Origin of the sequence: Massilia sp. TWP1-3-3 (assembly GCF_049897805.1) — a bacterium.
Lineage (GTDB): Bacteria > Pseudomonadota > Gammaproteobacteria > Burkholderiales > Burkholderiaceae_D > Telluria_A.
The window spans coordinates 224,394-250,414 of record NZ_JAFCWX010000005.1 but is presented as its reverse complement, the minus strand read 5'-3'; the positions used below and the strand labels follow the sequence as shown (position 1 = coordinate 250,414).

Sequence of the window (26,021 nt, the reverse complement as noted above, 5' to 3'; positions counted from 1 at the left end):
CGACCCGAGCACCGTCCACCATGAATTCCAGCACACCGAAGCTGCGCCGTCCGCGCCTGTTGATCCTTGGCTGCGGCGACGTCGGCATGCGCGTGCTGCCGCTGCTGCGCGCGCGCTTTCGGGTGTTTGCCGTCACCAGCGCGCCGGAGCGCTGCGCTGAACTGCGCGCGGCGGGCGCCGTGCCCATTGTTGCCGACCTGGATCACCCGGCGTCCCTGCGCCGCCTGACGGGCCTGGCGCGCCATGTGCTGCACTTGGCCCCGCCCCAGCCTGACGGCGTGCTCGACCGCCGCACGCGCAACCTGTGCGCGGTGCTGCAGGCCAATGCGCGCATGGTGTACGTGAGCACCAGCGGCGTGTACGGCGACTGCGGCGGGGCGCTGATCGATGAGACGCGCACCGTGGCGCCGCACAATGCGCGCGCGCAGCGCCGGGTCGATGCCGAACGGGTGCTGCGCGCCTGGGCCCGGCGCAGCGGTTCAAGCGTGGCCTTGTTGCGCGTGCCGGGCATCTATGCACGCGAACGCTTGCCGCTCAAGCGCCTGGAGCAGGGCACGCCGGCGCTGCTGGCGCAAGACGATGTCTATACCAATCATATTCATGCGGATGACCTGGCCAACATCGTTGCACTGGCCTTGTTCAGGGGTTTGCCTGGACGGATTTATCATGCCGTCGATGACACCCACATGCTGATGGCCGATTATTTCGACACCGTTGCTGATGCATTCGGTATGCCGCGTCCGCCACGGCTGGCGCGCGCGCCGCTGGCAGAGCGCGTCTCGCCCATGCTGCTCTCGTTCATGTCCGAGTCGCGCCGCATGAGCAATGCGCGCATCAAGGGTGAACTGGGCGTGCGCCTGCGGTTTCCCGAGCTGGCGAGCGCCGTGGCGGCGATGGGGCGCGCGGCGCTGCTGGTAGAATGACGGCCTTCCCAGACCAGATGAGCCTCCCATGACCTACGAAGAATATCTCGACGAAGTAACCACGCTGATCACCGAAAAGTACCAGCTGAGCGACGCGGCCGCCATCAAGCTCGTGGTCAAGGCCCAGGATCTGGATTTTTTCATCGAACACGATGACAAGGAAGCCTTGCGCACGGTCGATCGCGCGCATCAGGACGCCAAGACCTTGTACCTGGCCAGCCAGAAGAAGTGAGCAGGAACCAAGCAGAAAGTAAGCAAAAAGTAAGCAAAAAGTAAGCAAAAAGTAAGCAAAAAGTAAGCAGGCGCGCACTTGAGCTTCGTCAAGCGCGCTGCGGCGCGCGCACGTATCGTGAGCAATGTCGACCCACGGTCATTCACTTGTGCTAGAGCCCGCTATGCCGCATCGCGTCACACAGCCCACCAAGGAGCAAGTCCGCGCCTACATGGTCGCGCGCGAGACGGCGCGCCGTCCGCCGCCGCCGCCCGAGGAAATCCGTCGCCAGCTCGGCTGGCGCCTGCAGCGTGATGACGACCGCCTGTTGTTTCAATTCTATCTAATTCCCACAACTTATACCCAGATGGCGACCAGGCTCACGCTGGAATGGATGCTCGCCGTCATGCGTCCAGCGTTAGTTGCCGCACACACTCGCGAAAATTTACTTTAGTACAACGCGTTTTTGTGTGAAAATGTCGCAGCTTGAGCAAATACCAATAAATATCCGGTTATTACCGAATGACTGGTAAGCCCCGTACGTTCTGCGAGTATTGACTTGTTTGACTTGCTTATGGCTGGTAAAGACGAGCCGGAGGCGAATAAGCCACGGAATGTGAATTTTTGAGAGAATTGATGATGACGAAACGACACATGCCCGAAGAAGTGACCTATGACCCGAACAAGGTCCTCGATGCCATCATGGAGAAATTAAACCTGAAAAATGACGCGGCACTGTCGCGCGCATTGGAAGTGGCGCCACCGGTGATCAGCAAGATTCGGCACCATACGTTGCCGATCGGCGCCACGATCTTGCTGCGCATGCATGAGGTGAGCGAATTTAGCATTCGCGAACTCAAGTCGCTGATGGGGGTCGAAGTGACCCCCATGCATATCGCGGCCTGATGAACGCGCTGCGCAGGTCCGCAAAGGGCCTGCGCCTTAGTTGCTCCGTGCCCCGCCAGGGCTGGCGGGGCGCGCCTGCGGCGTATGGGCAAGGCGCCCATAGTCGCCGTCATTGTTCAGGCGCTTCCCGCGTCAGGCAAAGGTCCGAGCGGCGACGGCCGGTACTGGCCGCCGCATCCGGGGCGTGTCGCCGATCGCCGTTTTAGCGTTCGCCGGCTTGGCGTGCATCATGCAAAAGGGGTGGCAACGGGCGATGCACACGCCTGCTTGTGCGCTCGCATTTTTCGCGGCCCCCCGGGAGGGGGCGCCATCGGCCGTTGCGCCGGCGCTCTGGTCGAGGCAATAGGCTTCAGGCCGGATATAAGCTTCGCCGAAGGTCGCTTCATACAATTGCTGCATGCGCTCGCCGGGCGACACCACATCGGCTGCGCTCCCTTCATCGCCGTACGGGTTGTGGTGCATGAAGCAGCCGAAAACATCATCGCAATCGGCTGCGTACTTTTGCGTATCGAGAATGTGGTAGTGCCAGAAGGTATCGACGGCTTTCGTCGGCGAGGCTGCTTCATTGGGGAAAGCATGCATCAGGTGAAGAAAACGCCGATATTCAACATCCATGGCCTCGACCTTGGCCCTGCTCCATCCTTCGCCATGCTCGGCGTCCATCAGCTTGTTCTTGATTGGCTCCAGATTCAAGGCGGCAATAGCGTGCATTACGTTATTCGTTTTCATGATCGTTCCTCTTTATAGAGTGTGGTTTTGGTTTGATGACATCCCTAGTTTTACCGATGAAGCGGCGTTCCCGTCGATCCTCCTTTCTTGTCCCAGTCGAAAATCACTTTCCTATTTACATTGATTTTCGTTACTTGATGAAGATGTTGCTCCGGTGCGCCGTTGCTAACTTGAGTTTCGTCAACAATTATTTGGGTTAAATCCGAGCCCTTCAAGCAGCCGCTGACACGTTTCCCGACCCATCGCGCTGCGTCTGTTTAGGACAGGGCTGCAGCGTGTCAGACAAGTTCCGCTTGCTGCCCGGCGGCGTCGGCGCCGCTGTGCGTTGCATCAGGCGCGCCGTCACCATGAAGCGGCACCGAGACGCACACTGTGGTGCCTTCGCCGTCGGTGCTGCTGATCAAAAATGCCCCGCCCAGGATGCTGATGCGCTCTTCGATGCCCACCAGGCCGAACGAGCCTGCCTTGCCGCGCTCGCGCTCGCCCAGCCCGATGCCGTTGTCGATCACCGTCATGGTCAGTTCCTGACCTGTCGAGGTCAGTTCGACCCGCACGCTGGTGGCGTGCGCGTGGCGCACGATATTGCTCAGCGATTCTTGCAAGATGCGGAAAAACGCGGTGGCGGCATGGTCGCCCAGCGTGATTTCCTTCGGTTCGGCAACCAGTTCGCACGCGATGCCCGTGCGGCGTCGGAACTCGGCGATCTGCCACTCGACGGCGGCCGACAGACCAAGGTCGAGCACATTCGGGCGCAGGTCGTTGATGATCTGGCGCACGCTCTTGATGGTCGTGTCAATCTGCGACAGGGTCGAGCGGGCGCGCGCATGCAGGCGCGGGTGGCGGTCGCGCGTGCGCGTGGCCAGCATGTCGGCCTCGATGCGCAGCGCCAGCAGGTTCTGTCCCAGGTCATCGTGAATTTCGCGGGCGATGCGTTTGCGCTCGCCTTCCTTGATTTGGTCGGCATGGGCCGCCAGCCGGCGCAGGTTGTGGTGCGACTGTTCCAGCTTGGTCTGGCTTTCGCGCAGTTCGCGCGTCATGCCCTTGGCCATCTTGATGGCGCGCCGGCGCGACGAGGTCAGTGCATGAAACAGCGCGTACAGCAGCATCGAGCTGACAAAGCCGGCCAGCATCGCCAGCCACGGCAGGAATTCCTCGAACCCCGTGTGCAAATCGCGCGCATCAACGCTGAACGTGGCATCCCACCGGCGCCCGTGAAAGTTGATCGGCAAGGTATTGCTGAAGCGGTCGGAAAAAAATCCATGCGAGGTGCTCGTGCCGCGCAGCGTATCGAGCAACACGCGCCCGCGCTTTTTATCGAGGCCAGGGTCGTTGTCCACCAGCGTCATGCGCACATGCCTGACCGGCATTTCATCGATGACGCCCGAGACCAGCGTATCGACCGAAAAAGCGATGCCAACGGCGCCCACGAAGGCCACGCGCCGCGCGTGCACGGTGTCGGTCGGCGCGTTAGGCATGTAGATCGGCAAGCGCATCGCCAGGACGGTGCGTTGCGGTCCGGACGGAATGGGAATCGGCATTCCCGAGGCGATCAAGTGGCCGCCTTCGCGCAAGCGGGTCTGGTTTTCCGCCTGCAGGGGGTTGGCCAGCAAATCGAAGCCCAGCACCTTGATGCCCGGCTTGACAGGTTCGAAGACGGTAATCACGCTGTATTCGGGGCGCCTGCCCGGCGGATGGATCTCGAACTGCGTGTTGCCTTCCTGTTCCAGCGCCAACTCAGCGTTCAGCCGTTTTTCGAAGACCGCGCGATTCTCGTCCTTGACGGACTCGGCGAAACTGATCACCTCGACGGCGGGAAAGTTGTGGGGCAAATCCAGGCCGCTGACGTAACCGCGAAACTGGCGGCGCGACAAGGGATAGCTGGTCTGGAAGATGCTTGCCGTGCCGCGCAACACGTCGGTATAGGATTTGATGCGCGCCACGATGATGTTGCGGGCGTTTTGCGCATGCGCCGAAAAGCGCATGCGCGAATCTGCCTCGATTGAACTGGCGGTCAGTACATACATCGCCAGTCCCACCCCGATCGACAGCGGCAGGCCGATCCACAGCGCAGGGCGCTTGCTCGACAGTGCTTTGGCAGATGTCTGTAGGGTTCGCATTGTTTGTTGCAATCCTTCCGATAGCCGCAAACGGCGATGCATGGTTTGATCTAAGTTAACCGATAGTCATGCCATGGCGTACCTATCGGTTTTAATAGGTTTTTGAAAAAATGGATTGATTCGGATCAATGCGCTGCGCCGCAGCGTGCGCCGCGGCGCGATTGTGAGGGCGAAATGTCGCACTAAGGCGACGGGGCAGCAGGATTTTCGACGGGCGAGCAGGAGTATTCTTACGTCCGTTTCGCCTAGGAATATTCTTATTTTGCCCAGCTGTCTTTCAGCGTGGTGACCCGGTTGAACACGGGCTTGCCCGGTGCCGAGTCGACCATGTCGGCCACGAAGTAGCCGTGGCGCTCGAACTGGAAACGCTCGCCGGGCAGGGCGGCGCTCATGCCCGGCTCGAGCCAGGCGCTGACCACTTCCAGCGCGTTGGGATTGAGCAGCGTCTTGAAGTCCTTGCCGCCGGCGTCCGGGTTCGCTTCCGTAAACAAACGGTCGTACAGGCGCACCTCGGCTTCCAGCGCGGTGGCAGCGCTGACCCAGTGGATGTTGCCCTTGACCTTGTAGCTGTTCGAGCCTTCGGTGCCCGACTTGCTGTCTTCAAAATAATTGACGTGCACCGCCGCGACACTGCCGTCGGCGGCCAGGTCGACACCGGTGCACTCGACGACGTAACCGTGGCGCAGGCGCACCCGGCTGCCCGGCGCCTCGCCAATCGGCGGAAAGAAGCGGAAATAGCCCTTGGACGGCACTTGCATGAAGTCATCCTGCTCGATCCACAATTCACGCGTGATCGGAAAGGTGCGCAGGCCGCGCTCGGGAAAGTGCGGGTGCACGGGCGACGTACACGCGACCGACTTGCCTTCGGGGAAATTGTCGATGATCAGCTTGAGCGGACGCAGCACGGCGGTGGCGCGCGGCGCCTTCGGATCGAGGTCGTCGCGCAGGCTGCCTTCGAGCGTGCTCATGTCGATCCAGCCGTCCGCCTTCGATACGCCAATGCGCTCGCAAAACAGCTGGATCGATTCGGGCGTGTAGCCGCGCCGGCGCAGGCCGACCAGGGTGGGCATGCGCGGGTCGTCCCAGCCGGCAACGATGCCTTCCTCGACCAGCTGGCGCAGCTTGCGCTTGCTCATCACGACATAGGTCAGGTTCAGGCGCGAAAACTCATACTGGCGCGGCACCGGCTGGGCGAAAAAGCCGCCTTCGGCCAAGGTGGCCAGCAGCCAGTCGTAAAACGGGCGATGGTCGGCAAATTCGAGCGTGCACACCGAATGGGTGATGTGCTCGAGCGCATCGGAAATCGGGTGGGTAAAGTCGTACATCGGGTAGATGCACCAGGTGTCGCCCGTGCGGTGGTGGTGCGCATGGCGGATGCGGTAAATGGCCGGGTCGCGCAGGTTCATGTTGGGCGCGGCCATAGCATCTTCGCTGACCTTGGCGCGCACGATGTGTTCGCCATCCTTGTACTTGCCGGCCTTCATGTCGCGAAACAGGGCCAGCGATTCGTCGGCCGGGCGGTTGCGAAACGGCGAGTTGGTGCCGGGCGTGCCGAAGTTGCCGCGGTTTTTGGCCATGTCGTCGGCGCTCTGGCTGTCGACATAGGCGTGACCCGAAGAAATCAGGTATTCGGCCATCAGGTACAGTTGCTCAAAATAATCGCTGGCGTAATGCAAGTGTTCCTGGCCGCCGTGTTCATAGCTGAAGCCGAGCCACTTGACGCTTTCGATGATGGTGTCGACGTACTCGGTGTCTTCCTTTTCGGGATTGGTATCGTCAAAGCGCAGGTGGCAGCGGCCGTTGAAATCGCGCGCGAGGCCGAAATTTACGCAGATCGACTTGGCGTGGCCGATGTGCAGGTAGCCGTTGGGCTCGGGCGGAAAGCGCGTAATGACGCTTGGCAAACCGGCGCGGGCATGGGTGCCGTCCGCTAGATCGTGCTCGACGATGGCGCGCAAGAAATTCGAGGTCGGCGCACTTGCCGTCGCCGCTGCAGCTTTATTTTTGTCGTTGCTCATGGGAGATTGCTTCGAAATGTTCAGGTCGCAGCATTTTACCGTACCCGGGCGTCCCCCACTTTGCGAATCTGCCAGCACCCCACATCTCCCCCGGGGAGCGCGCGGCTGGTGAAGCACCTGCCCGGCAAGTCGCTTTCTATAGGATAATCCTGCTTTAGCAGTAGTCACAGGGAGTTTCTACGTGGAAAATTTATACAATGTCCTCGGCGTGGCGCCCAATGCAAGCGATGACGAGATCAAGAAGGTCTACCGGTCGCTGGCGATGCGCTACCATCCCGACCGCAACGACGCGCCGGGCGCCGAGGTGCGCTTCAAGAGCATCACCAAGGCCTACGAAATCCTGTCCGACCGCGCCCGGCGCGATGAATACAACCAGAGCGTCAACCACCGCATTATTCTCGATGCCGAGGCCGAAGCCTTCGAGCTGTGGCGCTCGCTGTTTCATCTGAACGGCGTGACCTTGCCGGCGTGACTTTGCCGGCGTCAGCGGCGCCGAATGCGTACCATGCACTACCAACAGGACCAATAATATGAGAAAAGTACATCCCGAATTCGCCTACCAGTCGCGCGAGCTTGGCGGCCAGATCGACGGCATTTTGGGCGACCCGCCAAACCGCAAGAACTACGCCATGATGCTCGCCGCGCTGGTGGGCGAGTACGCAGGCGGGGGCGGCATTGAAGACGTCAACATGATGAGCTTTGCGCTGGTCGATCACATCACTTTCAGCGATTCCAAGGGCTTGCTCAAGGAAGCGGTCGAATACGACGGCGGCGAGCCGTCCAAGGTGTTTGCCATGGCCGCCTGCGAAGGCGAGGCCGAGGCGATGTACGCGGCGATCCAGGAAAGCCATCCCGATCTCGCGCGCCAGGCGATCATCACCGCTTTCCTGTTCAAGAATCCCCGCCTGTGGGACGACGACGACCAGTCGCTCGACCAGCTGTCGGATAACGATGACGGCGACGACGACCGCGACAACGACGGCGGCGACGGCAGCGTCTCCGACGACTTCGCGCAGATGTTCGACCAGGAGGACTAAATGAGCGACCCTGTGAGCGAAGCTGTTGACAACAGCGCCAATCTGCCCGCCTTGCGCAAGCAGGTGAGCGAACTGGTATTGGCCGGTTCCCTGCACCATGCTGAACAAGCGTTTTCCGACGCCGTCGAGCAGCACGGCGACCTGGTCGTGGCCGAAGTGATCGCCTCGCTCGCCCCGCAGGTCACCGCGCTGCACCTGTCCGGCTTTGACGGCGGCAAGACCTCGCTCGCCACGCTGCTGGTGCCGCCCAGGGCCTGGGCCGACAGCCTGGCCTTTTTCGCCGCCACCTGGTCGGACGACATGATCGAGGACGACCCGGAGCGCGTGGCCGAAACGCTGTTCTCGCACGTGCATGGGATCGTGTTTTCAACCGATGAACCGGAGCGGCGCCACGAGCTGCTGGCCGAGGCGTCCGCGTCCGACCATGGCGCGACCGTGTTCGCGATCCTGTTCTCGATGGCCCCGAAAGAGATCCTCGAGGTGGCCGGCGAAATCCTGGCCAAGGGCCCCTACATCACTGGCCAGACTTCGTCCGACAGCGACATCGTGCCGCTGGCAATCGAACTGGCCAAGGCCAGCGAAGACGGCTGGGACCGCGCGCTGTTCGAGCTGTTCCCCGACTTTCGCCACAGCGGCGACCTGGCCGACGCCGAATTTTCGGACGACCCGGACGAAGAGCCGGCATTCCTGCAGCGCTCGACCAAGGAACTGCTGTACCGCTTGCGCAAGCAGGTGCCGTCCTCGCGCAGCAATGTGCCCAAGCGCGGCGCGCGCAAGAGCATCGGAACGGGTATCTTTTCGTGATGATGGATGCGCAAACACCACAGTCGGCACTGCCCGCGCTGGTCGCCGAAAATCTGCCGCGCCTGGTGCGGGCGATTCGCTGCCTGGCCGGGCACGACGTCGAGGACGATCGCGTGATCCTGGCCGACGAACTGGCCGGCATCACCGCAATGGTGGCCGAAAAGTTCACCAACGATAAAACGGCAGAAGGCATACAGCGCGCTTTTTTTCTGACCGTGGGCTGCGTCTCGCTCGGTCTTGATCACGAGCTGGCGCACGAAGGCGATGAGGCCGCGCTCGCGTTCCTGATCGAGCACGGCGCCGAGCATGCGTTCCAGGCCGGCTTTCGCCTGGTGCGCGAGCTGTCGGCCTTGCCCGAGGACGCGTTGGTCGGCGAGTACGACCAGGACCCGGTCTACCTGCAGCGGCGCCTGAAGGAACTGTTCGTCGACGTGTGCAGCGCCGACCCGAGCCAGAACTGGTCGGGCTACGAAAAATATGAGTTGCTGCATGGGCAGCGCAAGAGCGTGCAGGCGATCGTGCGCGCGGCCGGCTGGCTGCGCCGCCATCACTGGGCCGGGCCGATCAACGATCCGGATTTGAATGCCGAGGGCGTGATCGCCGTGGCCATCATATCGGCGATCGAAGGCGGCGGGCGCATCATGGCGCGTTCGAGCCAGAAGGAGTTCGAGCGCATGGTCAAGTCGGTGCGCAAGAACAAGCCCGATTTCGACGAGGGCTGGGCGGCCCTGATGGTGCAGGTGCCGGCGCAGCACCAGGCAGTGCTCGCTGAGCGGATCGAAAACTACCGCACCCATTGCACCGTGATCCAGAAGGTACGCACACGCACGGCGATGAAGACGCTGTTCGCCGAATTCGAGAACTACGCGGGCTCGGAACTCGAAGCCGATTACGGCTGACCCGGCATCGGCCTCGCGCACGCCGCTCGCGCGCAAAGGGGCGAGCGCGGTAGGTCGGATAAGCGTCGCGTAATCCGGCATGCGTCAACGCGAAGGATGCCGGAAGGGGCCCGCCAAGGCCTGGCGCTTGCCCGGCCTACGCTCCTTACTGCAGCAACGATGTGCTGCTTACTGCGCCGCCGCAGCCTGTGCCAGCGCCACGAACGCGTCCACCAGCGGCGAGCGCTCATCGTCGCGTCGCGCCAGCAACAGCTGCGTGCTGGCGCCCTCGTCGGCAATCTGGCGGTAGCACACGCCGTCCATCCGGATCCGGTCGAAAGACGCCGGCAGCACCGATACCCCGCAGCCCGCCGCTACCAGCCCGATGATGGTCGACGCTTCGCCCGCCACCTGCCCGATGCGCGGCACGAAGCCGGCCTCGCGGCACAGCCTGAAAATCTGCGGATAGATGCCGGTGCCCGCGTTGGCTGGATACATCACAAAGCTTTGTTCCTTCAGCTGCGCCATGTGAATCGACTTTTGACGGGCCAGCGCCATGGCCCTGGGCAGCACCACCACCAGCCGGTCGTCGCGCAGGGCCGACAGCGCAATGCCTTCAGCGTCGGCATCCTCGGGCGGACGCACGAAGGAGAGGTCGAGCCGGCGCTGGCGCAGCGCCTCAAGCTGGCCCTGGGTGGCCATCTCGTGCAGCGTCAGGCTCACGGCCGGGAACTGCTGGCGGTAGCGGTTGATCACGGTGGCGAACAGGGGCGTGAGCGGGGTCGAAAACGTGAACCCGATGCGCAGTTCGCCCGCTTCGCCACGCTGGGCGCGGCGCGCCGTCTGCGCTGCCTGCTCGGACAGCTCCAGGATGCGGCGCGCGTCATCCAGAAACAGCCTGCCCGCCTCGGTCATGCGCACCGAGCGCTTGGTGCGCTCGAACAGCAGCGCGCCCACGTCGGCCTCGAGCATCTGGATCGCATGGCTAAGGGGCGGCTGGCCGATGTGCAGGCGCTTGGCCGCACGCGTGAAATGCAGCTCTTCGGCGACCGCGATGAAGTACCGCAGGTGACGCAGTTCCATTGTTTATCTTTTAAATGTATGAAAAGTGGCTTAAATATATATTGGACAGTATGAATGCGCAATCCTAAGATGGTCTTTCAAGCAGCCCACCAGGATCGACCATGTCCAGTCCCGCCTTCAATCGCATCAACTACGCCATGCTGTGCTGCGGTTTTTCCGCCTTTGCGCTGCTCTATTGCGTGCAGCCGCTGATGCCTGAAATGGCGCGCCAGTTCACCGTGACGCCCGCGCAGAGCAGCTGGCCGCTGTCGGTCACCACCATCGCGATGGCGCTGTCACTGCTGGCCAGCGGCGCGCTGTCGGACCGGATCGGGCGCAAGCGCTTGATGACGTGCGCCCTGGCCGCTGCCGCCGTGCTGGCGCTGTTGTGCGCTTGGGCGCACAGCTTTGTCCAGCTGCTGGCGTTGCGGGCCTTGCTGGGCATTGCCCTTGGCGGCGTGCCGGCCGTGGCCATGGCCTACCTGAACGACGAAATCGCGCCCGCCAAACTGGGGCATGCGATGGGCATGTATATCGCCGGCACGGCCCTTGGCGGTACCGTGGGCCGCGTCCTGGCCGCCATCGTTACCGACCTGGCTTCGTGGCGCTGGGCGCTGGGGTTGATGGGTGTGATGGGGCTGTACGCTGCCTGGGAGTTCCGGCGCAGCCTGCCGGACCAGTGCCGCTTCGTCGCCGCCCGGCCGGGTGTGCGCGCCGTTGCGCGCGGCGCCGCCACTCACCTGCAGGACGGCGGCCTGCGCGCACTGTACCTGCTCGCCTTTTTGGTGATGGGCGTGTTTGTCAGCCTGTACAACTATGTCAGCTTTCGCCTGCTCGGCGCACCCTTCTCGCTGGGGCAGACGGTCGTGGGCATGTGTTCGCTGCTGTACCTCTCCGGCATGTTCAGCGCGGTCTGGGCGGGCCGCCTGGCCGACCGCATCGGCAGGCGCAATGTGCTGTGGGCGGTGACGGCGGCCATGCTGGCAGGGTTGCTGCTCACGTTGTCAAACACCTTGAGCATCATCGTGATCGGCATGGCACTGTTGACGGCCAGTTTTTTTGCGGTCCACTCGGTGGCCAGCAGCTGGGTGGCGCGGCGCGCGCGCGGCGCGCGGGCCATGGCGTCGGCGCTGTACCTGTTTTTCTATTACGTGGGCGCCGCCCTCATCGGTTCGCTGTCCGGCGCCATGTGGAGCGCGCACGGATGGAACGGCGTGGTCGCCCTGCTGGCGCTGGCCTTGTCCGGCGCGCTGGCAATCGGACTGCGCCTGCGCTCGCTGGTGCCGTTGGGTATTGCCCCGGTGTGTGTATAGAGGGGAGGTGAACGCTCGGTCATTGATAACTTTGCTATTATTCAATCTTTTGACGGCGAAAAGAAATGACCTCTAGCACATACACAATTGACGAGGCAAAGCGCCTCGCGGTGCTGGACGGATATAGCATACTCGACACGCCGGCAGAGAAAGCGTTTGATGATATCGTCAACTTGCTCAGTGAATTGCTCAACGCCCCGATTGCCGCAGTCAATTTGATCGCCGAAGGGCGCCAATGGTTCAAGGCCGAAGTGGGACTGCATACCCGCGAAATGCCGCTTGAAAACTCGATCTGCAGGTTTGCCCTGCTACAAGAAGATCGGATGATCATTCCAGACCTGGCGCAAGACGCACGCATGTGCGGCAACGTACTCGTCACCGGGGCGCCGGGCCTGCGCTTTTATGCCGGCGCTGTGCTCAAGACGGCAGCGGGGGTGCCCCTGGGTACCTTGTGCGTACTCGACGTCAATCCAAGGCCGTCCGGATTGAGCGCGCGCGAATGCTTTATTCTTGAGACGTTCGCCGAGCAGATCATGGCCAGGATGGAACTGAAGAAGGCGCTGGCCGAGCAACAGCAGCTGTTGGCTCGGCAGCAAATCATTCTGGACGAGTTAAAGCTTGAGCGTGATCAAAGTCAGCAATTGTTGGAGGGAATGGACGAAGGCTTCATTTTTCTCGACCAAGCGTTCCGGGTGCGCCAGATCAATCCGGGCGGTTTGCGTTTCGAAACGCGCACTGCCGACCAGATACTGGGACGCTCGCACTGGGACATATGGCCCGGGTCGGAAGACCTGCCGTTGGCGCAGCATTACAAAAAGGCCATGCGTGAGCGGCAAAAAGTCGCCTTTGAAAATCATTATGTATATCCCGACGGGCGCAACTTCTGGGTCGAAGTGCGCGCGTTTCCCGCCAACGATGGCCTTGCCGTGTTTTACCGCGACGTCACAGCCAGAAAAATGGCCGAGATCGCGCTACGCGAAACGGCTGACAGGCTGGAATTTTCGCTGCAAGCGGCCCAGATCGGCGACTGGGACTTGAATCTGGCCGATGACACGGCGTACCGATCGCTGCGCCATGACCAGTGCTTCGGCTACACTGCGCCGATTGCGCACTGGGGTTTCGCCACGTTCATTGAGCATGTGCACCCGGACGACCGCACGTTTGTGTCGGAACAGTTCGCCAACGCCCTGCGCGAACTGAAGGATTGGAATTTCGAGTGCCGCGTCACCTGGCCCGATCAGACAAGCCACTGGATCGCTGCTCACGGCAGCGTTTACGGGCGCGATGCCACTCCCACACGGATGAGCGGCATCGTGTTTGAAATCACGAGCCGCAAGCACGCTGAAGAAACGTTACGCGAGAGCCAGCGGCTGGCCCTGATAGTGGCGCGCAGTGCCGAAAACGAGCGCCGCCGCCTCGATGCGCTGCTCGAGGCCGTGCCGGTCGGAATCATTGTCGCCAACGCCGCAGGCTCGCTGGTGCAGGTCAATGCGGAAAACCGCCGCTTGTGGGGCAATCATCCCATGTCGGCCGACATCGATGCTTACGTGGAATGGAAAGGCTGGTGGGCCGATGGTTCGCATCGGCACGGCCAAGCGCTGCAGCCGAGCGACTGGGCGATGACGCGCGCGCTCGCCGGCGAGGCCGCGCCGCGCCAGATTATTGAAATTGAGCCTTTCGACCAGCCGGGGCAGCGCCGGGTGGTGCTCAATTCCGGTGCGCCTATCCGCGGCGACGATGGCGAGATTGTGGGCGCCATCGTGGCCCAGATGGATGTCACCGATCGCATCCGGGCCGAGGAAGCGCTGCGCCAAGCGGACCAGAAAAAAGATGAGTTTCTCGCCATGCTCGCCCATGAATTGCGCAATCCCCTGGCGCCGATCACGTCGGCCGCCGCAATCCTGGCTGCCCGTAATATTGATGCGATTACCGTCCGCCGCGCCAGTACGATCATTGCGCGCCAGGCGAAGCACATGACCAGCCTGATCGACGATTTGCTCGACGTCTCACGCGTCACGCGCGGAAAAGTCGAACTGGAGCACGCCCAGCTCGACGCCAAAGATGTCATTGCCGACGCCATCGAGCAGGTCAGGCCGCTGATTGAAAAGCATCATCATCGACTCGGCGTCCACCTGTCGCCAGACCCGTCGATCCTGGTGGGAGACCGCAAGCGGCTGGTCCAGGTCATGACCAACTTGCTCAGCAATGCTGCCAAGTACACACCCAATGGTGGCAACATCGACATTGCGCTCGAGTGCGGGGCCGACACGCTGACGATCACGGTGCGCGACGACGGCATCGGGATGACGGCCGAACTGATTGGCAGCGCCTTCGAACTTTTTTCGCAAGGTACGCGCGGTCTCGATCGCAGCCAGGGCGGGCTGGGCATCGGTCTGGCACTCGTAAAAAGCCTTGTCCATCTGCACAACGGCACAGTGAGCGCGCGCAGCGATGGCGCCGACAAAGGCAGCGTGCTGGAAGTAAAACTGCCAAGGTCGAATCTGGCGATGCCGGCTTTGGATACTGCACGCTACGATGAAGCGCGGCCTATGCCGGCGCTACGCATCGCCATCGTTGACGATAACGAAGACGCCGCCACGACCCTGGCCTTGTTTTTGCAATCGTTCGGCCATGAAGTATGTACGGTCCTCAGCGCCACCGATGCGATCGCGCGCTTTCCCTCGTTCAGGCCGGACGTCTGCCTGCTCGACATCGGTTTGCCCGAAATGAATGGATTTGACCTGGCGCGCGCGCTCCGAAGCGCTTTGACGACGGCGGGAACTGTGCTGATCGCTGTCACTGGCTACGCGCAAGAACGTGATCGGCAGGAGGCGCTCGCTGCTGGTTTCGACGATCTGTTCGCCAAACCGGTGGATCTGGCCGCGCTCAATACCACGCTGATGCACATCGCCCATCTGCGGGCCCGGACCCACTAGGCGGCCAGCGTCGGGCGCCGATCACGCCAGGTGCTCCACACGATGAGCGCCAGCAGCACGACCTGTATTGGCAAGCGCAGCCACAGCGCCCAGAGTGGGACGTTGAACAGCTCTGGCCGCTGCAACATGTAGATGTGCGCTGGCGTGACGGCCAGGGTCAGCAGGAAAAGGCCAACGCCTGCCGATCTGCGCGTGCGGCGCAGCACAATGCCGGCCGCGCCCAGCAACTCGAAGACGCCGCTGATCAAGACCGCCGCCTGCGGCCAGGGAATATAAGGCGGGACGATGCGCGCCTCGGTAGCGCTCGCCACAAAATGCATGATGCCCCCGATAAAAAACCACAGGAATACAAAGGTCAGGCCTGCCAACTGGCCGCTGGAAACTGCACGCGTGGTCCATGCCTGTTGCAGGCTTTGCAGCGCGATCTTCATGGCAGCTTGATCTTCATGGGAGCACGATCTTCATTGCAGCACGATCTTCATTGCAGTCGGGTCTGCTTACAGCACGCCGTTGGCGCGCAGCGCGGCAATCTGTTCCACGCTGCGTCCCAGGACCTCGCGCAGCACTTCATCGGTGTGCTGACCCAGCATCGGCGGCGGCAGCGTCGCCTCGGCCGGCGTGGCCGACATGCGCATGGGACTGCGCACCAGCTTAACCTTGCCGGCCGCCGGATGGTCCATCTCGAAGGCCACGCCGCGCGCCTTGACTTGCGGGTTGTCGAACACTTCGCCGATGTCGTTGATCGGGCCGCACGGCACGCCCACCACTTCCAGGTCCGCGATCCACTGCGCGCGCGTGCGCGTCTTGACCATCTGGGCCAGCAGCGGCACCAGCACGTCGCGGTGCTGCACGCGCAGCGGGTTGGTGGCAAAGCGCGCGTCCGCGCCCAGGTCGGCCCGGCCACCTGCCTCGACGAACTTCTGGTATTGGCCGTCGTTGCCGGTGGCGACAATAAGATGGCCGTCGGCGCAGGCAAAGGTCTGGTAGGGCACGATGTTGGCGTGCGCATTGCCCCAGCGCTTGGGCGCCTTGCCGCTGTTAAGGTAGTTGCTGCCCATGTTGGCCAGCATCGCAACCTGGGTGTCGAGCAGCGCCATGTCGATCTGCTGGCCTTCGCCGGTGCGGTCGCGATGGGTGAGGGCGGCCAGCACGGCCACGGTGGCGTACATGCCGGTCATCAGGTCGGTCAGCGCCACGCCCGCTTTTTGCGGTCCGCCGCCGGGCAAATCATCGCGTTCGCCGGTCACCGACATCAGCCCGCCCATGCCCTGGATCAGAAAGTCGTAACCGGCGCGGTGCGCGTACGGGCCGTCCTGCCCAAAGCCGGTCACGGAGCAATAGACCAGGTCCGGCTTGATGGCCCTGAGCGAGTCGTAATCCAGGCCATAGCGCTTGAGCTGCCCGACCTTGTAGTTTTCCAGGACCACGTCCGCATGCAGCGCCAGCTCGCGGATCAGCGCCTGGCCTTCAGCGCTCGCAATGTCGACCGTGACGGAGCGCTTGCCGCGATTGGCCGCGAGATAATAGGCCGCTTCCGTGGTGTCGTTGCCGTCGGCGTCTTTGGCGTACGGCGGGCCCCAGGCGCGCGTGTCGTCGCCCACGCCGGGCCGCTCGATCTTGATGACGTCGGCGCCCAGGTCGGCCAGGTTCTGGGAACACCAGGGGCCCGCCAGCACGCGCGACAAATCGAGTACGCGGATGTGGCCGAGCGCCTTGGGCATGGCTTGCAAAGCTGGTGTCATGGTGAGCGTGTCTGGGTAGTTGAACAGGCAGCAATTATAGCGGGAGTGCTCCGCCGCGGGCGATCGTCTGGACGATGCTTGAAGCCGGTGTGAAGGCCGCTTCCATCACGTCGAGCGCCAGCTTTGGCTGGGCCGAGCCGCACATGAATATGTCGGCGGCCGCGAAACCGAATTCGGGCCAGGTGTGGATCGAAATGTGCGATTCGGCCAGCAGCAGCACGCCCGTCACGCCCATCGCTTCGCCAAAGCTGTGGAAGTGGCTGTGCAGGATGCGCGCGCCGGCGGCATCGGCGCCCGCGCGCAGCAGGGCGTCGATATGGGCGCAGTCGGTCAGGCGGTCCGGGGCCACGCCGTAGAAATCGGCCAGCAGGTGGGTGCCGGCGGGCCGGTGCGCCGGATGCGTCATTTGTGCCCGCCCCCGCCGCCCCAGCTGCCGCCGCTGCTACCGCTGCTGCCCGAGCTCCAGCTGCTGCCGCCGCGGCTGGACGAGGAAAAGGAGTTGCTCATGCTGCTCCAGTTGATCAAGGTAGTAACGATGGTGACCAGGATTGAATAGACAAAGTACTTTTTGTTCATGTATCGTCACCGTCGTTCTTGAAAAATGGGGCCGGGATAAACAGGGCAAACAAGGCAAGCAGCAGCACGGTGAAGGTCCCGCCAAAATTGGCCAGCAGCGGAATCGCGTTCAAGCCCAGGATCCACCAGACGAATTTCATCTGGGTGCTGTAATTCGATGCCGCCTGCTGCTTTGGCGCGGCGGACACGCCCTTGGCCGACTTGCCGAACCACGCCAGCACCTGGTCGTTGGCCACCGGCGTCGAGCGCGACCAGGTCAGCTCCTCGGCGCTCAGTTCGGCCGACAGCGTAGCCTGGCTCTTCTTGAATTCATACACGCGCGTCTTGTCGCCGGCCGTCACGCGCCAGTTAAAGGCGCCCGCGGCGTAGCGCACCGTCGCTTCGTAGTCAACCAGTTTGTCGTAGCGATCCTGCCCGAGCGTGGCGCTGCTTGCGGCCGGTGTATTCCAGGCCGGCCAGTCGCCCAGCACCTGCGCGCGCGACCAGCCTTCGTCGGTTTCCACCAGCCAGAAAAAGCCACCCTTGGTCCCGTACAGCAGGTACTCGGTCCATGTGGCGCCTTCGTCGTCGGCGCGCACCATGGCCCCGATCACGGTGTACTGCTCGCCCAAGATGCTGGCCGTGGCGCCCAGTTCCAGCGATGAAATCACGGCCTCGACCTGGGCCCCGGCGGCCAGCACGCGCGCTTCGGGTCCGGCGGCGTCGAGCTGCGCCGAACAGGCCGGGCACACCAAACTGGTGGTCACGCCCGGCAGGTAGCTGATCGCGCTGCCGCACGATGGGCAGTCAAGCGCATCGAGCTTGCCGCGATAGCGCCCGGCGCTGGCCTTGATTTCTTCATCGCTGCGCAGCAGCTGGCATGTGAGTTCAGGCAGCGTGACGGCCTTGCCGTTGTAGACGACCGGGACCGCGCCGTCCGTGTAGTCGAGCGTGATGAACGCCGCGCCGCAGCGCAGATCGGCGGCGCGAATGCGCCAGCCGTCGCCCACCCGGAACGGCAGCTCGCCCTGGCCGCCGATGCATTCGCCTTCGCGCTTGTCGGCGGCGGTGAAATGCTCGCTGCCGATCGGATACAGATTACCCGGCACGATCTCGTCGAAGCTGGGCAAGGGACCGCTCGCTGGGCGCGCCATGGTGATGGTGTACTGGCCGGAGGCGTCGCCCAGCCAGGCTACGCTGGCGTCGTCGTACAGCAGGTACCATTCGTTCCACATGCCCTGGGCATAGCGCAGCTGGATGCGCCCGACCACGGTAAAACCGCGGCCCGCGTAGCTGCCGGCGGTGCCGATCTGGATCGGCGAGTAGTCTTCCAGCACGGCCGACAGCTTGCCCACATCCTTGACCGCATCGCCATCCTTGAGGATGGACGCACGGCAGAATTCGCACACCGCCATGACGGCGGCGTGCGACTTGAATTGAACGGGCGCGCCGCAGCTCGGGCAGGAAACTGTCTGCATGGGGCGCCGGTCAGCCGATCAGTTTCTTGAGCAGCTCCGCCTTGGTGCTGTCGTAATCGGCAGCCGAGATCAGCCCCTTGTCGAGCATGCCCTTGAGCTTGGTGAGGCGGTCTTCGATCGACACTTCTGCCGGCGCTGCCGGCGCCGACGGAACTGCCGGCTGCGCCGCGCCGCTCATGCCCTGCGCCATGGCTTGCCCAAGCATGGCGCCTGCGCCCAGCCCGGCGCCGATGCCGGCCAGCCCGCCTTCGTTCTGCGCGGCCAGCGGAATGCTGCTGGCAACCTGGAACTTGGTGAAGCCGCCCATCTTGTCGGCCGACAGGCCGCCTTTCATGCCGGCCGAAATGCGCTCGTCAAGCGCGGCTTGCAGCTCTTCGGGCAGGCTGACGCTGGCGACGTTGAATTCATCCAGACCAATGCCGTAGCGGGCAAAGGCGGTGGCCAGGTCGCCCTTGACCTGCTGCGCCATCAAGGCCTGGTTGGCCGCCATGTCGAGGAAGGCGACATTTGCCCCGCCCAGCGACGAGGCCATGCTCGACATCAGGATGCCGCGCAGCTGCTCTTCGACGTCGTCGCGCGAGTAGACTTCGCGCGTGCCGCTGATCTCGGTGAAAAACTTGCGCGCGTCGGCTACCCGGTACGAGAACATGCCAAAGGCGCGCACCCGGATCATGTCGAAGTCCTTGTCGCGGATCGTGATCGGCTGCGGCGTGCCCCACTTGCGCCCGGTCTGCACGCGCGTGCTGAAGTAATACACGTCTGACTTGAACGGCGAATCGAAGAACTTGTCCCAGTTGCGCAGGTTGGTCATCACTGGCAGCGTTTGCGTGGTCAACTTGTGGGTGCCCGGGCCGAACACGTCGGCGATCGTGCCTTCGTTGACGAACACGGCGACCTGCGACTCGCGCACGTTGAGGATGGCGCCGTTCTGGATTTCAAAGTCCTGCATCGGAAAGCGCCAGGCGAGTACGCCCTCGCTCTCCTCGTTCCACTGCAAGACGTCGATAAACTGCTTTTTGATGAATGAGCCAAGTGACATGAGAGTCTCCTGTAAGAGATGCGAATAACTGGGGGGGGATGTGAAAACTGCGTCAGGAAATGGAGCCGGCGTTGATCAAGCCGATCGACACCGAGATGGCGCCGAGCAGGCCGCCGAAGGCCGCGTTGTCGGCCTCGATCTGGTCTTTCGACATCTTGAGCAGGCGCGTGGTGACGTGAAACACCAGCACCTGGATCAGCATGGCGCCGCCGGCCCAGCCAAGAAAATTGTAGTAGTCAGGCGTATGCAGCAGGGCCGACGAGATCGGCAAGGCAAAGCCGATCAGCGTGCCGCCCAGCGACAGGGCGGCCGCGTGGTTGCCGCCGCGGATCAGCATGACTTCGTCGTAGGGCGTTAAGCGCGTGTAGATGACAAAAAACACCATCACCATGGCGACTGCCGTTGCGAGGTGGAGCAGATAGTTTAGGATGGCGGGCACGCGGCACTCCCCAAGTAGAATAGACAAAATGATAGCACCACGGAATCTTAGAGCAAAAGACCATCGATGACCAAACGAATTCTCATTCTTTCCGTGTTCGTGGTCGCCTCGTGCGGGCTGGCGTACGAGCTGATCGCCGGGGCGCTGTCGAGCTATCTGCTGGGCGACTCGATCCTGCAATTTTCCACCATCATCGGCTGCTACCTGTTCGCCATGGGCGTCGGCGCGCATTTCTCCAAATACGTGCGCGAGCAAGACGTACTGGCGTGCTTCATCGACATTGAACTGGCGGTCGGCCTGGTGGGCGGCGTGTCGGCGGCGCTGTTGTTCATGACCTTTGCCTGGGCCACGGCGCCGTTTCGCACGCTGCTCTACGTACTGGTGTTCATGATCGGCGCTTTGGTGGGCATGGAAGTGCCGCTCGTGATGCGCGCCCTGAACGCGCGCGACACTGCCTTTAATGACCTGGTCAGCCGCGTGCTGACGTTCGACTATCTGGGCGCGCTGGCGGTGTCGCTGCTGTTCCCGCTGGTGCTCGCGCCCCAGCTCGGACTGGTGCGTACCGGTTTCCTGTTCGGGATGCTCAACGTGGGCGTGGCCATGTGGACGCTGTACGCCTTTCGCCATGAACTGGCCGACACCGGCGCGCGCGTGCTGCGCGCATGCGCCGTGATGGCCGCGCTGGTGGCCGGCTTTGTGGCCTCGGATCGCATGGTGCAGTGGGGCGAGCATGGCCTGTACGGCGACCAGGTAGTGTATTCCACCACGACCCCGTACCAGCGCCTGGTGATCACCAAATGGAAGGACGACACGCGCCTTTTCATCAATGGCAACCTGCAGTTTTCCTCGCGCGACGAATACCGCTACCACGAGGCGCTGGTGCATCCCGCGCTTGAAGCGCTGCCGTGGGCGCGCCGGGTGCTGGTGCTGGGCGGCGGCGACGGCCTGGCCTTGCGCGAGATTTTGCGCTACCCGAACATCACGCACGTCACCCTGGTCGACCTGGACCCGGCCATGACCGCCGCCTTTACCACGCGGGCCGAACTGGTCAAGCTGAACGCGGGTTCGTTCGCCGACAAGCGCGTGACGGTGATCAATGCGGACGCGGCGATCTGGCTGCAGAACACGGACCAGATGTTCGACGCGGCCATCGTCGACTTTCCCGACCCGTCCAGTTTCGCGCTCGGCAAGCTGTATTCGGTGCCGTTCTATGGCATCCTTAAAAAGCACGTGGCCGCCAACGGCCTGGTGGTGGTGCAGTCGACGTCGCCGTTTTTCGCGCCCAACGCTTACTGGACCATCGACGCCACGCTGCGCGAAGTGGGCATGCATACCTGGCCTTACCACGCCTACGTGCCGTCGTTTGGCGAGTGGGGCTTCATCCTGGCCTCGCCCCAGCGGCAATACGCGCCGCCTACAAGCTACCGGCTGCCGATGCGCTTTTTGAACCAAGCGACCACCCGCGAAATGTTTGCCTTCCCGCCCGACATGCAGCCGCGCGCGCTCGAGCCGAACCGCCTGAACACGCAGTCCCTGGTGCACCAGTTCGAGAACGACTGGCGCCAGGTGATCCGCTGATGGACCGGCGTTCGTTTATCGCGCTGGCGGGCGGCGCGGGCGCGGCTGCCGTGACCGGCGCCGGCTTTTACCGCTGGCAGGAGATCACGCCCACGCTGCACTATCCGGGCCGCGCCGAGGGCCACTTCCTGCGCGAGCGCTGCGCGCTGCCGGCACCAACCGAGGTGGTCGACCTTGACGTCGTCATCCTTGGCTCCGGCATGGCGGGCCTGGCCGCCGCCTGGCAGCTGAACAAACTGGGCCACGCAGGCGCGCTGATGATCGACGGCCCGCAACCGTTCGGGAACGCCGCCGGCGCCCGCTTTGGCGACCTGGCGTACCCCACCGGCGCGCATTACCTGCCGCTGCCTTCGCCCGAGATGGCGTACGTGCGCGAGATGCTGTCCGACCTTGGCATCATCACCGGCGACGCCCTGGCTGAAAAGCCCCACTACGACGAACGCCTGCTGCTGCACGGCCCCGAGGAGCGGCTGCTGTACAAGGGCGCGTGGCAGGAAGGGATCATTCCCAGCGTGGGCGTGGCGCCGCACGAACTGGCCGAGCACGCGCGTTTTTTCGCGGAACTGGAACGGCTGCGCCAGTTGCGCGGCGCCGGTGGCGGCCATGTGTTTGCCTTCCCTGCGGTGCGTTCAGCCAGCCATCCGGCGATCGATGCACTGGACCGGATCACGCTGCGCGCCTGGCTGGAGCAAAATGGCTACCGCTCGCCCACGCTGCACTGGTACCTCAATTACTGCTGCCGCGACGACTACGGCACCCGCTACGACAAGGTCTCGGCGTGGGCCGGCCTGCATTATTTTTGCAGCCGGCGCGGGCAGGCCGCCAACGCGGGCAGCGGCGCGTGGCTGACCTGGCCGGGCGGGATGCAGCCGCTGGCCGAGCAACTGGCCGCCGCGTCAAGCATTGCGCGCCGCGCCGGCACCGCAGCTTCGCTCAAGCGCACCGCAAGCGGCGTGGAGGCGCTGTGCTTTACGCTGGACGGCGGCGTGGCGAAGTCGTATCTGGTCCGCGCGCGCAAGGCGATTTGCGCAATGCCGCTGCACGTGGCCGCGCGCGTGGTCGAGAACATCGGCGCCCTGGGCTTTGACGCCAAGCGGCACATGCCGACCTACGCGCCGTGGCTGGTGGCGAATTTCTTGATGAAGGCTTTTCCGGCCGAACTGCCGGCGGCCCCGCTGTCATGGGACAACGTCGTCTACCAGGAGCCGGGGCTGGGCTACGTGGTCTCGACGCACCAGGACATTCGCGCCGCGCCGCCTTCAAAAACCGTGTTCAGCGCCTACGTCGCGCTGTCGGACCGCAGCGCGCTGGAAGCGCGCAAGTGGATGCAGGAAGCGAGCGCGCGCGACCTGGTGGCGCTGGCCAGCGCCGACCTGAAGGCCGCGTACGGCATCAAGTTCGCGCCGTGCGTGGAGCGGGTCGACATTACCCTGCGCGGCCACGCGATGGCGGCGCCGTTGCCGCATTTTCGCAGTAATGCGGGGCTGAAGGCTTTGCGCGAGGCGGACGGCGCGATTGTTTTCGCGCATGCCGATCTGACCGGGTTTTCTGTTTTCGAGGAAGCGGCGTGGTGGGGCTGCGAGGCAGCTCGGCGCGTGCTTGACTAGCTTGTTTGCAGTTACTTGCAGCGTACTTGCAACGTACTGGGACCGTACTTGCACCTGCGCGCAGTTCTATTCGTAGGCCACGCTGGCGCGGCGCCACGCGGCGTCTCCCCTGAGGCGCCGCACGGCGGGCGCCAACACTTCATACAGGCGCGCGTCGCGGTGCTGCACCAGGAAGCGGCGCTCGGTGCCGGGGCCGGGCATCGGGACGATGCGCAGGCGCGCGTTCAGCTTATGGGTGCGCATGAAGTAGCGCGCCATCGATTCGGCGACGATGACGCAGTCGACCCGCTCGAGCAGCAGTTTTTCAATGTTCTTCTCGTCGCTGGCGCCGTCCCTGCGCTGCAGGTGCGCGGAGGCGAACCAGTCGTCCAGGCCAGGGTAGACGTAGCCGGTGGTGACGCCCACGCTGGCGCCGGCGAACGCGCCCGGCTTGCACTGCGTCGGGGCCGTCCGCGGCACCAGCGGGGCCAGCGGCCGGGAAGTAGGCGGCCGGGAATCAAGCGACACCAGGACGAAGCGGTCGGTTGCAAAGGGCGCCGTCCACAGGTATTTTTCCTGCGCGGGGTCGGCCAGCCATTCGGGCATCATGCCAATCACAATGCCGTCGAGCGAGCCTTCCTCGAGCTTGACCTGCAGCCGCCGACGCGGCAGGTAGCGCAAGCTGAAGGTGTAGCCCTCCAGGTGAAGGCTGTTCATGTGACTGACCAGGTCAGGATAGATGCCGCGCCCGTCGCCCAGCATCAGGGGCGCAAAATTGGCGCTGGTGTAGACGTTGACGACTTCCGCGCGCGCCGCTGATCCGAAGAGCAGGCCACACGCCAGCAACATGGTTGTCGCGATCGATCTCATGGCTTCATAATATCACTGGGGGCGGTGACTTTCGCGCGCCAGGCGCGCCAGAAATAGGTCGCGCTCGGCATCGACGATGACGTCCACGCGCGCCGCGTTCAGACCCGTTGCCTCGAGCACGAAGGCTGACAGCTGCAGGCTCGCTTCCAGCGTTTCGGGCACCACGATGGTGGCGCCGGCCTGCTTGAGCGCGCAGGCGTGCTTCTCGTCGCGCGAGCGCGCGTACAGGCGCACTTCGGGAAACTCGCGCCGGATGCCGCGCACCGCGTGCAAGGCCGACGCGGCGTGATCCATCGTCAGCACGATGGCGGTGGCACTGCCGGCGTCCACCCGGCGCAGCAGTTCGGCGCGCGAGGCGTCGCCGAAAAAGACGGGCAGGCCTTCGGCGCGCAGCCGGGCCACCAGGCGCGCATCGTTTTCAAAAGCGACAAAGGCGATGCCCTGTTCGGTCAGCAGCTTGGCCAGCTGGCGGCCGACCCGTCCAAAACCGGCGATGATGATGTGGCCGCGGGCCGAGTCGAGCTGCGCATGGTCGAGCAGCGCGGCCGCGTGCTGTTCGCTGGTCTCCCAGCGCTCGGCGAGCGCGCGTCCGAGCCGCGCCAGCGGCGGCGTGACGAACAGGGACAGGCCCACGGCCAGCATGATCATCTGTCCCAGTGCCGGGTCGATCAATTTGCCGGCGGTGGCGTAGCCGATCACGATAAAGGCGAACTCGCCACCTTGGCCAAGCAGCAGGCCGCCTTCGATCGCGCGGCCCCAGGGCAGGCCGCCCAGCTTGAACAGCAGTGCGACCACGCACGCCTTGATGCCGATCAGGCCAAACACGGTGGCGGCGAGCCACAGCGGTGCGGCGGCGATCTGGCGCACGTCCATGCCCATCCCGACGGTCATGAAGAAAAGGCCCATCAACAGCCCCTTGAAAGGCTCGACCATCAGCTCGACTTCGTGCTTGAACTCCGTTTCGGCCAGCAGCACGCCGGCGATCAGTGCGCCCAGCGCCATCGACAGGCCGGCGGCGGCCGACAGGCCCGCGATGCCCAGCGTGGTCAGGAGGATCAGCGCCATGAAGACGTCGGGCTGGCGGTGGCGGGCAAAGGCGCGAAACAGCGGATGGACCACGCGAGCGCCCACCAGGTAGATCAGGGCGATGGCCAGCGCCGCCTTGCCCATGGCGATGGCAATGAGCGTGCCCAGGCTGGCGCCGCCGCCGCCGCCCAACGCGCCGATCAGGATCAGGAGCGGGACCACGGCCAGGTCTTGCAGCATCAGCACGGAAAAGCTGGCCTGGCCGAGTGGGGTACTGGTGCTGTGCTGCGCCGTCATCAGTTGCATGACGACGGCGGTGGAAGAAAGCGAGAGCACCAGGCCGACGATGACGGCGGTGTCCACGCGCCCGACCATGAACCAGGTGATCGCGCCCAGCAGCAGGGCGCTGACCAGCACCTGCGCGGTGCCGGCGCCGAACACCCAACGCCGCAAGGACCACAGGCGCGCAGCCGACAGTTCGAGGCCGATCATGAACATCAAGAACATGACGCCCAGTTCTGCCAGGGCGACCACGCCTTCGGCGCGCGGGAACGTCAGGTAGCCGAGCCAGCTGATGTCGGCCGCGAACAAGCCCAGGCCAAAGGGCCCGAACGCGGCGCCCACCGCCAAAAATCCCAGCACCTGGTTGATGCGCAGGCGCGCCAGCGTGGGAATCAGGATGCCTGCCAGCGTCAGAAACAGGAGGATTTCCCTTAAAAAGGGGAAGGCATGTTGCTCTTGCACGGACGGTCCTGGTCTGCGGTTGGTGTCGCC

General features: G+C 63.7%; 25 protein-coding genes. 12 read left to right on the top strand and 13 right to left on the bottom strand.

The genetic code is table 11. The features are described 5' to 3' along the window. The first annotated feature begins 20 nt into the window (after positions 1 to 20). From ACP7D4_RS07235 to ACP7D4_RS07220, 4 genes are all read left to right on the top strand, one after another. Positions 21 to 923, top strand: a complete 903-nt coding sequence (locus ACP7D4_RS07235; RefSeq protein WP_426208390.1) for an SDR family oxidoreductase — start codon at positions 21 to 23, stop codon at positions 921 to 923. A 28-nt stretch (positions 924 to 951) separates the two neighbouring features. Next, a complete protein-coding gene (locus ACP7D4_RS07230) occupies positions 952 to 1,155 on the top strand; it encodes a hypothetical protein (protein ID WP_426100336.1) in 204 nt (67 codons plus the stop codon). A 163-nt stretch (positions 1,156 to 1,318) separates the two neighbouring features. After that, positions 1,319 to 1,588, top strand: a complete 270-nt coding sequence (locus ACP7D4_RS07225; protein WP_426208388.1) for a hypothetical protein — start codon at positions 1,319 to 1,321, stop codon at positions 1,586 to 1,588. A 185-nt stretch (positions 1,589 to 1,773) separates the two neighbouring features. Then, the gene (locus ACP7D4_RS07220) at positions 1,774 to 2,040 is read left to right on the top strand and encodes a hypothetical protein (RefSeq protein WP_426208386.1); all 267 of its coding nucleotides are present in this window, start codon (positions 1,774 to 1,776) and stop codon (positions 2,038 to 2,040) included. A 132-nt stretch (positions 2,041 to 2,172) separates the two neighbouring features. Here the strand turns inward: ACP7D4_RS07220 and ACP7D4_RS07215 are convergent, their stop codons facing one another. From ACP7D4_RS07215 to ACP7D4_RS07205, 3 genes are all read right to left on the bottom strand, one after another. Further along, positions 2,173 to 2,751 carry a glycine-rich domain-containing protein gene (locus ACP7D4_RS07215; RefSeq protein ID WP_426208384.1) on the bottom strand — a complete coding sequence of 193 codons (579 nt, stop codon included), beginning with the start codon at positions 2,749 to 2,751 and terminating at the stop codon, positions 2,173 to 2,175. A gap of 296 nt (positions 2,752 to 3,047) precedes the next feature. Further along, positions 3,048 to 4,886: a CHASE domain-containing protein gene (locus tag ACP7D4_RS07210; protein WP_426208383.1), complete on the bottom strand. Its 1,839-nt coding sequence runs from the start codon at positions 4,884 to 4,886 to the stop codon at positions 3,048 to 3,050. Between the two features lie 257 nt (positions 4,887 to 5,143). Further along, complete coding sequence (locus tag ACP7D4_RS07205) at positions 5,144 to 6,904, bottom strand: glutamine--tRNA ligase/YqeY domain fusion protein (RefSeq protein ID WP_426208382.1); 1,761 nt, start codon at positions 6,902 to 6,904, stop codon at positions 5,144 to 5,146. A 181-nt stretch (positions 6,905 to 7,085) separates the two neighbouring features. Between ACP7D4_RS07205 and ACP7D4_RS07200 the strand changes: the two genes are divergently transcribed. From ACP7D4_RS07200 to ACP7D4_RS07185, 4 genes are read left to right on the top strand one after another with little or no spacing between them, the layout of a single operon-like run. Further along, positions 7,086 to 7,376, top strand: a complete 291-nt coding sequence (locus tag ACP7D4_RS07200; protein ID WP_426100348.1) for a DnaJ domain-containing protein — start codon at positions 7,086 to 7,088, stop codon at positions 7,374 to 7,376. Positions 7,377 to 7,434: 58 nt separating this feature from the next. Beyond that, entirely contained in the window at positions 7,435 to 7,941 is a 507-nt protein-coding gene (locus ACP7D4_RS07195; protein WP_426100350.1) for a hypothetical protein, read from the top strand. Next, positions 7,942 to 8,745 carry a hypothetical protein gene (locus tag ACP7D4_RS07190; RefSeq protein WP_426100352.1) on the top strand — a complete coding sequence of 268 codons (804 nt, stop codon included), beginning with the start codon at positions 7,942 to 7,944 and terminating at the stop codon, positions 8,743 to 8,745. Positions 8,746 to 8,747: 2 nt separating this feature from the next. Continuing rightward, complete coding sequence (locus ACP7D4_RS07185; protein WP_426208380.1) at positions 8,748 to 9,644, top strand: hypothetical protein; 897 nt, start codon at positions 8,748 to 8,750, stop codon at positions 9,642 to 9,644. Between the two features lie 168 nt (positions 9,645 to 9,812). On the opposite strand, the gene ACP7D4_RS07180 is transcribed toward ACP7D4_RS07185, so the two are convergent. Beyond that, positions 9,813 to 10,706, bottom strand: coding sequence for a LysR substrate-binding domain-containing protein (locus tag ACP7D4_RS07180; protein WP_426100356.1), 894 nt, complete (start codon positions 10,704 to 10,706; stop codon positions 9,813 to 9,815). A gap of 101 nt (positions 10,707 to 10,807) precedes the next feature. Between ACP7D4_RS07180 and ACP7D4_RS07175 the strand changes: the two genes are divergently transcribed. Further along, positions 10,808 to 11,998 (top strand): MFS transporter, encoded by a 1,191-nt coding sequence (locus tag ACP7D4_RS07175; RefSeq protein WP_426100358.1) that lies wholly within the window; start codon positions 10,808 to 10,810, stop codon positions 11,996 to 11,998. A 65-nt stretch (positions 11,999 to 12,063) separates the two neighbouring features. After that, complete coding sequence (locus ACP7D4_RS07170) at positions 12,064 to 14,934, top strand: ATP-binding protein (RefSeq protein ID WP_426208379.1); 2,871 nt, start codon at positions 12,064 to 12,066, stop codon at positions 14,932 to 14,934. Here the strand turns inward: ACP7D4_RS07170 and ACP7D4_RS07165 are convergent. From ACP7D4_RS07165 to ACP7D4_RS07135, 7 genes are all read right to left on the bottom strand, one after another. Continuing rightward, positions 14,931 to 15,365, bottom strand: coding sequence for a DoxX family protein (locus tag ACP7D4_RS07165; protein WP_426100362.1), 435 nt, complete (start codon positions 15,363 to 15,365; stop codon positions 14,931 to 14,933). The genes ACP7D4_RS07170 and ACP7D4_RS07165 overlap by 4 nt on opposite strands. 66 nt (positions 15,366 to 15,431) lie before the next feature. Then, positions 15,432 to 16,676 (bottom strand): CaiB/BaiF CoA transferase family protein, encoded by a 1,245-nt coding sequence (locus ACP7D4_RS07160; protein WP_426100364.1) that lies wholly within the window; start codon positions 16,674 to 16,676, stop codon positions 15,432 to 15,434. A 34-nt stretch (positions 16,677 to 16,710) separates the two neighbouring features. After that, complete coding sequence (gene speD, locus ACP7D4_RS07155) at positions 16,711 to 17,082, bottom strand: adenosylmethionine decarboxylase (protein ID WP_426208377.1); 372 nt, start codon at positions 17,080 to 17,082, stop codon at positions 16,711 to 16,713. Further along, complete coding sequence (locus tag ACP7D4_RS07150; RefSeq protein WP_426208375.1) at positions 17,079 to 17,252, bottom strand: hypothetical protein; 174 nt, start codon at positions 17,250 to 17,252, stop codon at positions 17,079 to 17,081. Before ACP7D4_RS07150 ends, speD begins: the two co-directional genes overlap by 4 nt. Further along, complete coding sequence (locus ACP7D4_RS07145) at positions 17,249 to 18,709, bottom strand: DUF4178 domain-containing protein (RefSeq protein WP_426208373.1); 1,461 nt, start codon at positions 18,707 to 18,709, stop codon at positions 17,249 to 17,251. The genes ACP7D4_RS07150 and ACP7D4_RS07145 overlap by 4 nt, the downstream gene beginning before the upstream one ends. Before the next feature lie 10 nt (positions 18,710 to 18,719). Beyond that, positions 18,720 to 19,748: an SPFH domain-containing protein gene (locus ACP7D4_RS07140; protein ID WP_426100372.1), complete on the bottom strand. Its 1,029-nt coding sequence runs from the start codon at positions 19,746 to 19,748 to the stop codon at positions 18,720 to 18,722. A 52-nt stretch (positions 19,749 to 19,800) separates the two neighbouring features. Continuing rightward, positions 19,801 to 20,187: a DUF350 domain-containing protein gene (locus tag ACP7D4_RS07135; protein ID WP_426100374.1), complete on the bottom strand. Its 387-nt coding sequence runs from the start codon at positions 20,185 to 20,187 to the stop codon at positions 19,801 to 19,803. Between the two features lie 66 nt (positions 20,188 to 20,253). On the opposite strand from ACP7D4_RS07135, the gene ACP7D4_RS07130 reads away from it, so the two are divergent. Further along, entirely contained in the window at positions 20,254 to 21,765 is a 1,512-nt protein-coding gene (locus tag ACP7D4_RS07130; RefSeq protein ID WP_426208372.1) for a polyamine aminopropyltransferase, read from the top strand. Further along, entirely contained in the window at positions 21,765 to 23,372 is a 1,608-nt protein-coding gene (locus ACP7D4_RS07125; protein ID WP_426208370.1) for an NAD(P)-binding protein, read from the top strand. The genes ACP7D4_RS07130 and ACP7D4_RS07125 overlap by 1 nt, the downstream gene beginning before the upstream one ends. A 66-nt stretch (positions 23,373 to 23,438) precedes the next feature. Here ACP7D4_RS07125 and ACP7D4_RS07120 read toward each other — a convergent pair whose 3' ends face one another. After that, positions 23,439 to 24,221: a substrate-binding periplasmic protein gene (locus tag ACP7D4_RS07120; RefSeq protein WP_426208368.1), complete on the bottom strand. Its 783-nt coding sequence runs from the start codon at positions 24,219 to 24,221 to the stop codon at positions 23,439 to 23,441. A 12-nt stretch (positions 24,222 to 24,233) separates the two neighbouring features. After that, positions 24,234 to 25,991: a cation:proton antiporter gene (locus ACP7D4_RS07115; protein WP_426100382.1), complete on the bottom strand. Its 1,758-nt coding sequence runs from the start codon at positions 25,989 to 25,991 to the stop codon at positions 24,234 to 24,236. Between the last annotated feature and the right edge of the window lie 30 nt (positions 25,992 to 26,021).

Excerpts from the sequence above, each read along its gene's own strand:
- ACP7D4_RS07235 (WP_426208390.1), top strand. The coding sequence starts at position 21 with ATGAATTCCAGCACACCGAAGCTGCGCCGTCCGCGCCTGTTGATCCTT.
- ACP7D4_RS07230 (WP_426100336.1), top strand. The coding sequence starts at position 952 with ATGACCTACGAAGAATATCTCGACGAAGTAACCACGCTGATCACCGAA.
- ACP7D4_RS07225 (WP_426208388.1), top strand. The coding sequence starts at position 1,319 with ATGCCGCATCGCGTCACACAGCCCACCAAGGAGCAAGTCCGCGCCTAC.
- ACP7D4_RS07220 (WP_426208386.1), top strand. The coding sequence starts at position 1,774 with ATGACGAAACGACACATGCCCGAAGAAGTGACCTATGACCCGAACAAG.
- ACP7D4_RS07215 (WP_426208384.1), bottom strand. The coding sequence starts at position 2,751 with ATGCACGCTATTGCCGCCTTGAATCTGGAGCCAATCAAGAACAAGCTG.
- ACP7D4_RS07210 (WP_426208383.1), bottom strand. The coding sequence starts at position 4,886 with ATGCGAACCCTACAGACATCTGCCAAAGCACTGTCGAGCAAGCGCCCT.
- ACP7D4_RS07205 (WP_426208382.1), bottom strand. The coding sequence starts at position 6,904 with ATGAGCAACGACAAAAATAAAGCTGCAGCGGCGACGGCAAGTGCGCCG.
- ACP7D4_RS07195 (WP_426100350.1), top strand. The coding sequence starts at position 7,435 with ATGAGAAAAGTACATCCCGAATTCGCCTACCAGTCGCGCGAGCTTGGC.
- ACP7D4_RS07190 (WP_426100352.1), top strand. The coding sequence starts at position 7,942 with ATGAGCGACCCTGTGAGCGAAGCTGTTGACAACAGCGCCAATCTGCCC.
- ACP7D4_RS07185 (WP_426208380.1), top strand. The coding sequence starts at position 8,748 with ATGGATGCGCAAACACCACAGTCGGCACTGCCCGCGCTGGTCGCCGAA.
- ACP7D4_RS07180 (WP_426100356.1), bottom strand. The coding sequence starts at position 10,706 with ATGGAACTGCGTCACCTGCGGTACTTCATCGCGGTCGCCGAAGAGCTG.
- ACP7D4_RS07175 (WP_426100358.1), top strand. The coding sequence starts at position 10,808 with ATGTCCAGTCCCGCCTTCAATCGCATCAACTACGCCATGCTGTGCTGC.
- ACP7D4_RS07170 (WP_426208379.1), top strand. The coding sequence starts at position 12,064 with ATGACCTCTAGCACATACACAATTGACGAGGCAAAGCGCCTCGCGGTG.
- ACP7D4_RS07165 (WP_426100362.1), bottom strand. The coding sequence starts at position 15,365 with ATGAAGATCGCGCTGCAAAGCCTGCAACAGGCATGGACCACGCGTGCA.
- ACP7D4_RS07160 (WP_426100364.1), bottom strand. The coding sequence starts at position 16,676 with ATGACACCAGCTTTGCAAGCCATGCCCAAGGCGCTCGGCCACATCCGC.
- speD (WP_426208377.1), bottom strand. The coding sequence starts at position 17,082 with ATGACGCATCCGGCGCACCGGCCCGCCGGCACCCACCTGCTGGCCGAT.
- ACP7D4_RS07150 (WP_426208375.1), bottom strand. The coding sequence starts at position 17,252 with ATGAACAAAAAGTACTTTGTCTATTCAATCCTGGTCACCATCGTTACT.
- ACP7D4_RS07145 (WP_426208373.1), bottom strand. The coding sequence starts at position 18,709 with ATGCAGACAGTTTCCTGCCCGAGCTGCGGCGCGCCCGTTCAATTCAAG.
- ACP7D4_RS07140 (WP_426100372.1), bottom strand. The coding sequence starts at position 19,748 with ATGTCACTTGGCTCATTCATCAAAAAGCAGTTTATCGACGTCTTGCAG.
- ACP7D4_RS07130 (WP_426208372.1), top strand. The coding sequence starts at position 20,254 with ATGACCAAACGAATTCTCATTCTTTCCGTGTTCGTGGTCGCCTCGTGC.
- ACP7D4_RS07125 (WP_426208370.1), top strand. The coding sequence starts at position 21,765 with ATGGACCGGCGTTCGTTTATCGCGCTGGCGGGCGGCGCGGGCGCGGCT.
- ACP7D4_RS07120 (WP_426208368.1), bottom strand. The coding sequence starts at position 24,221 with ATGAGATCGATCGCGACAACCATGTTGCTGGCGTGTGGCCTGCTCTTC.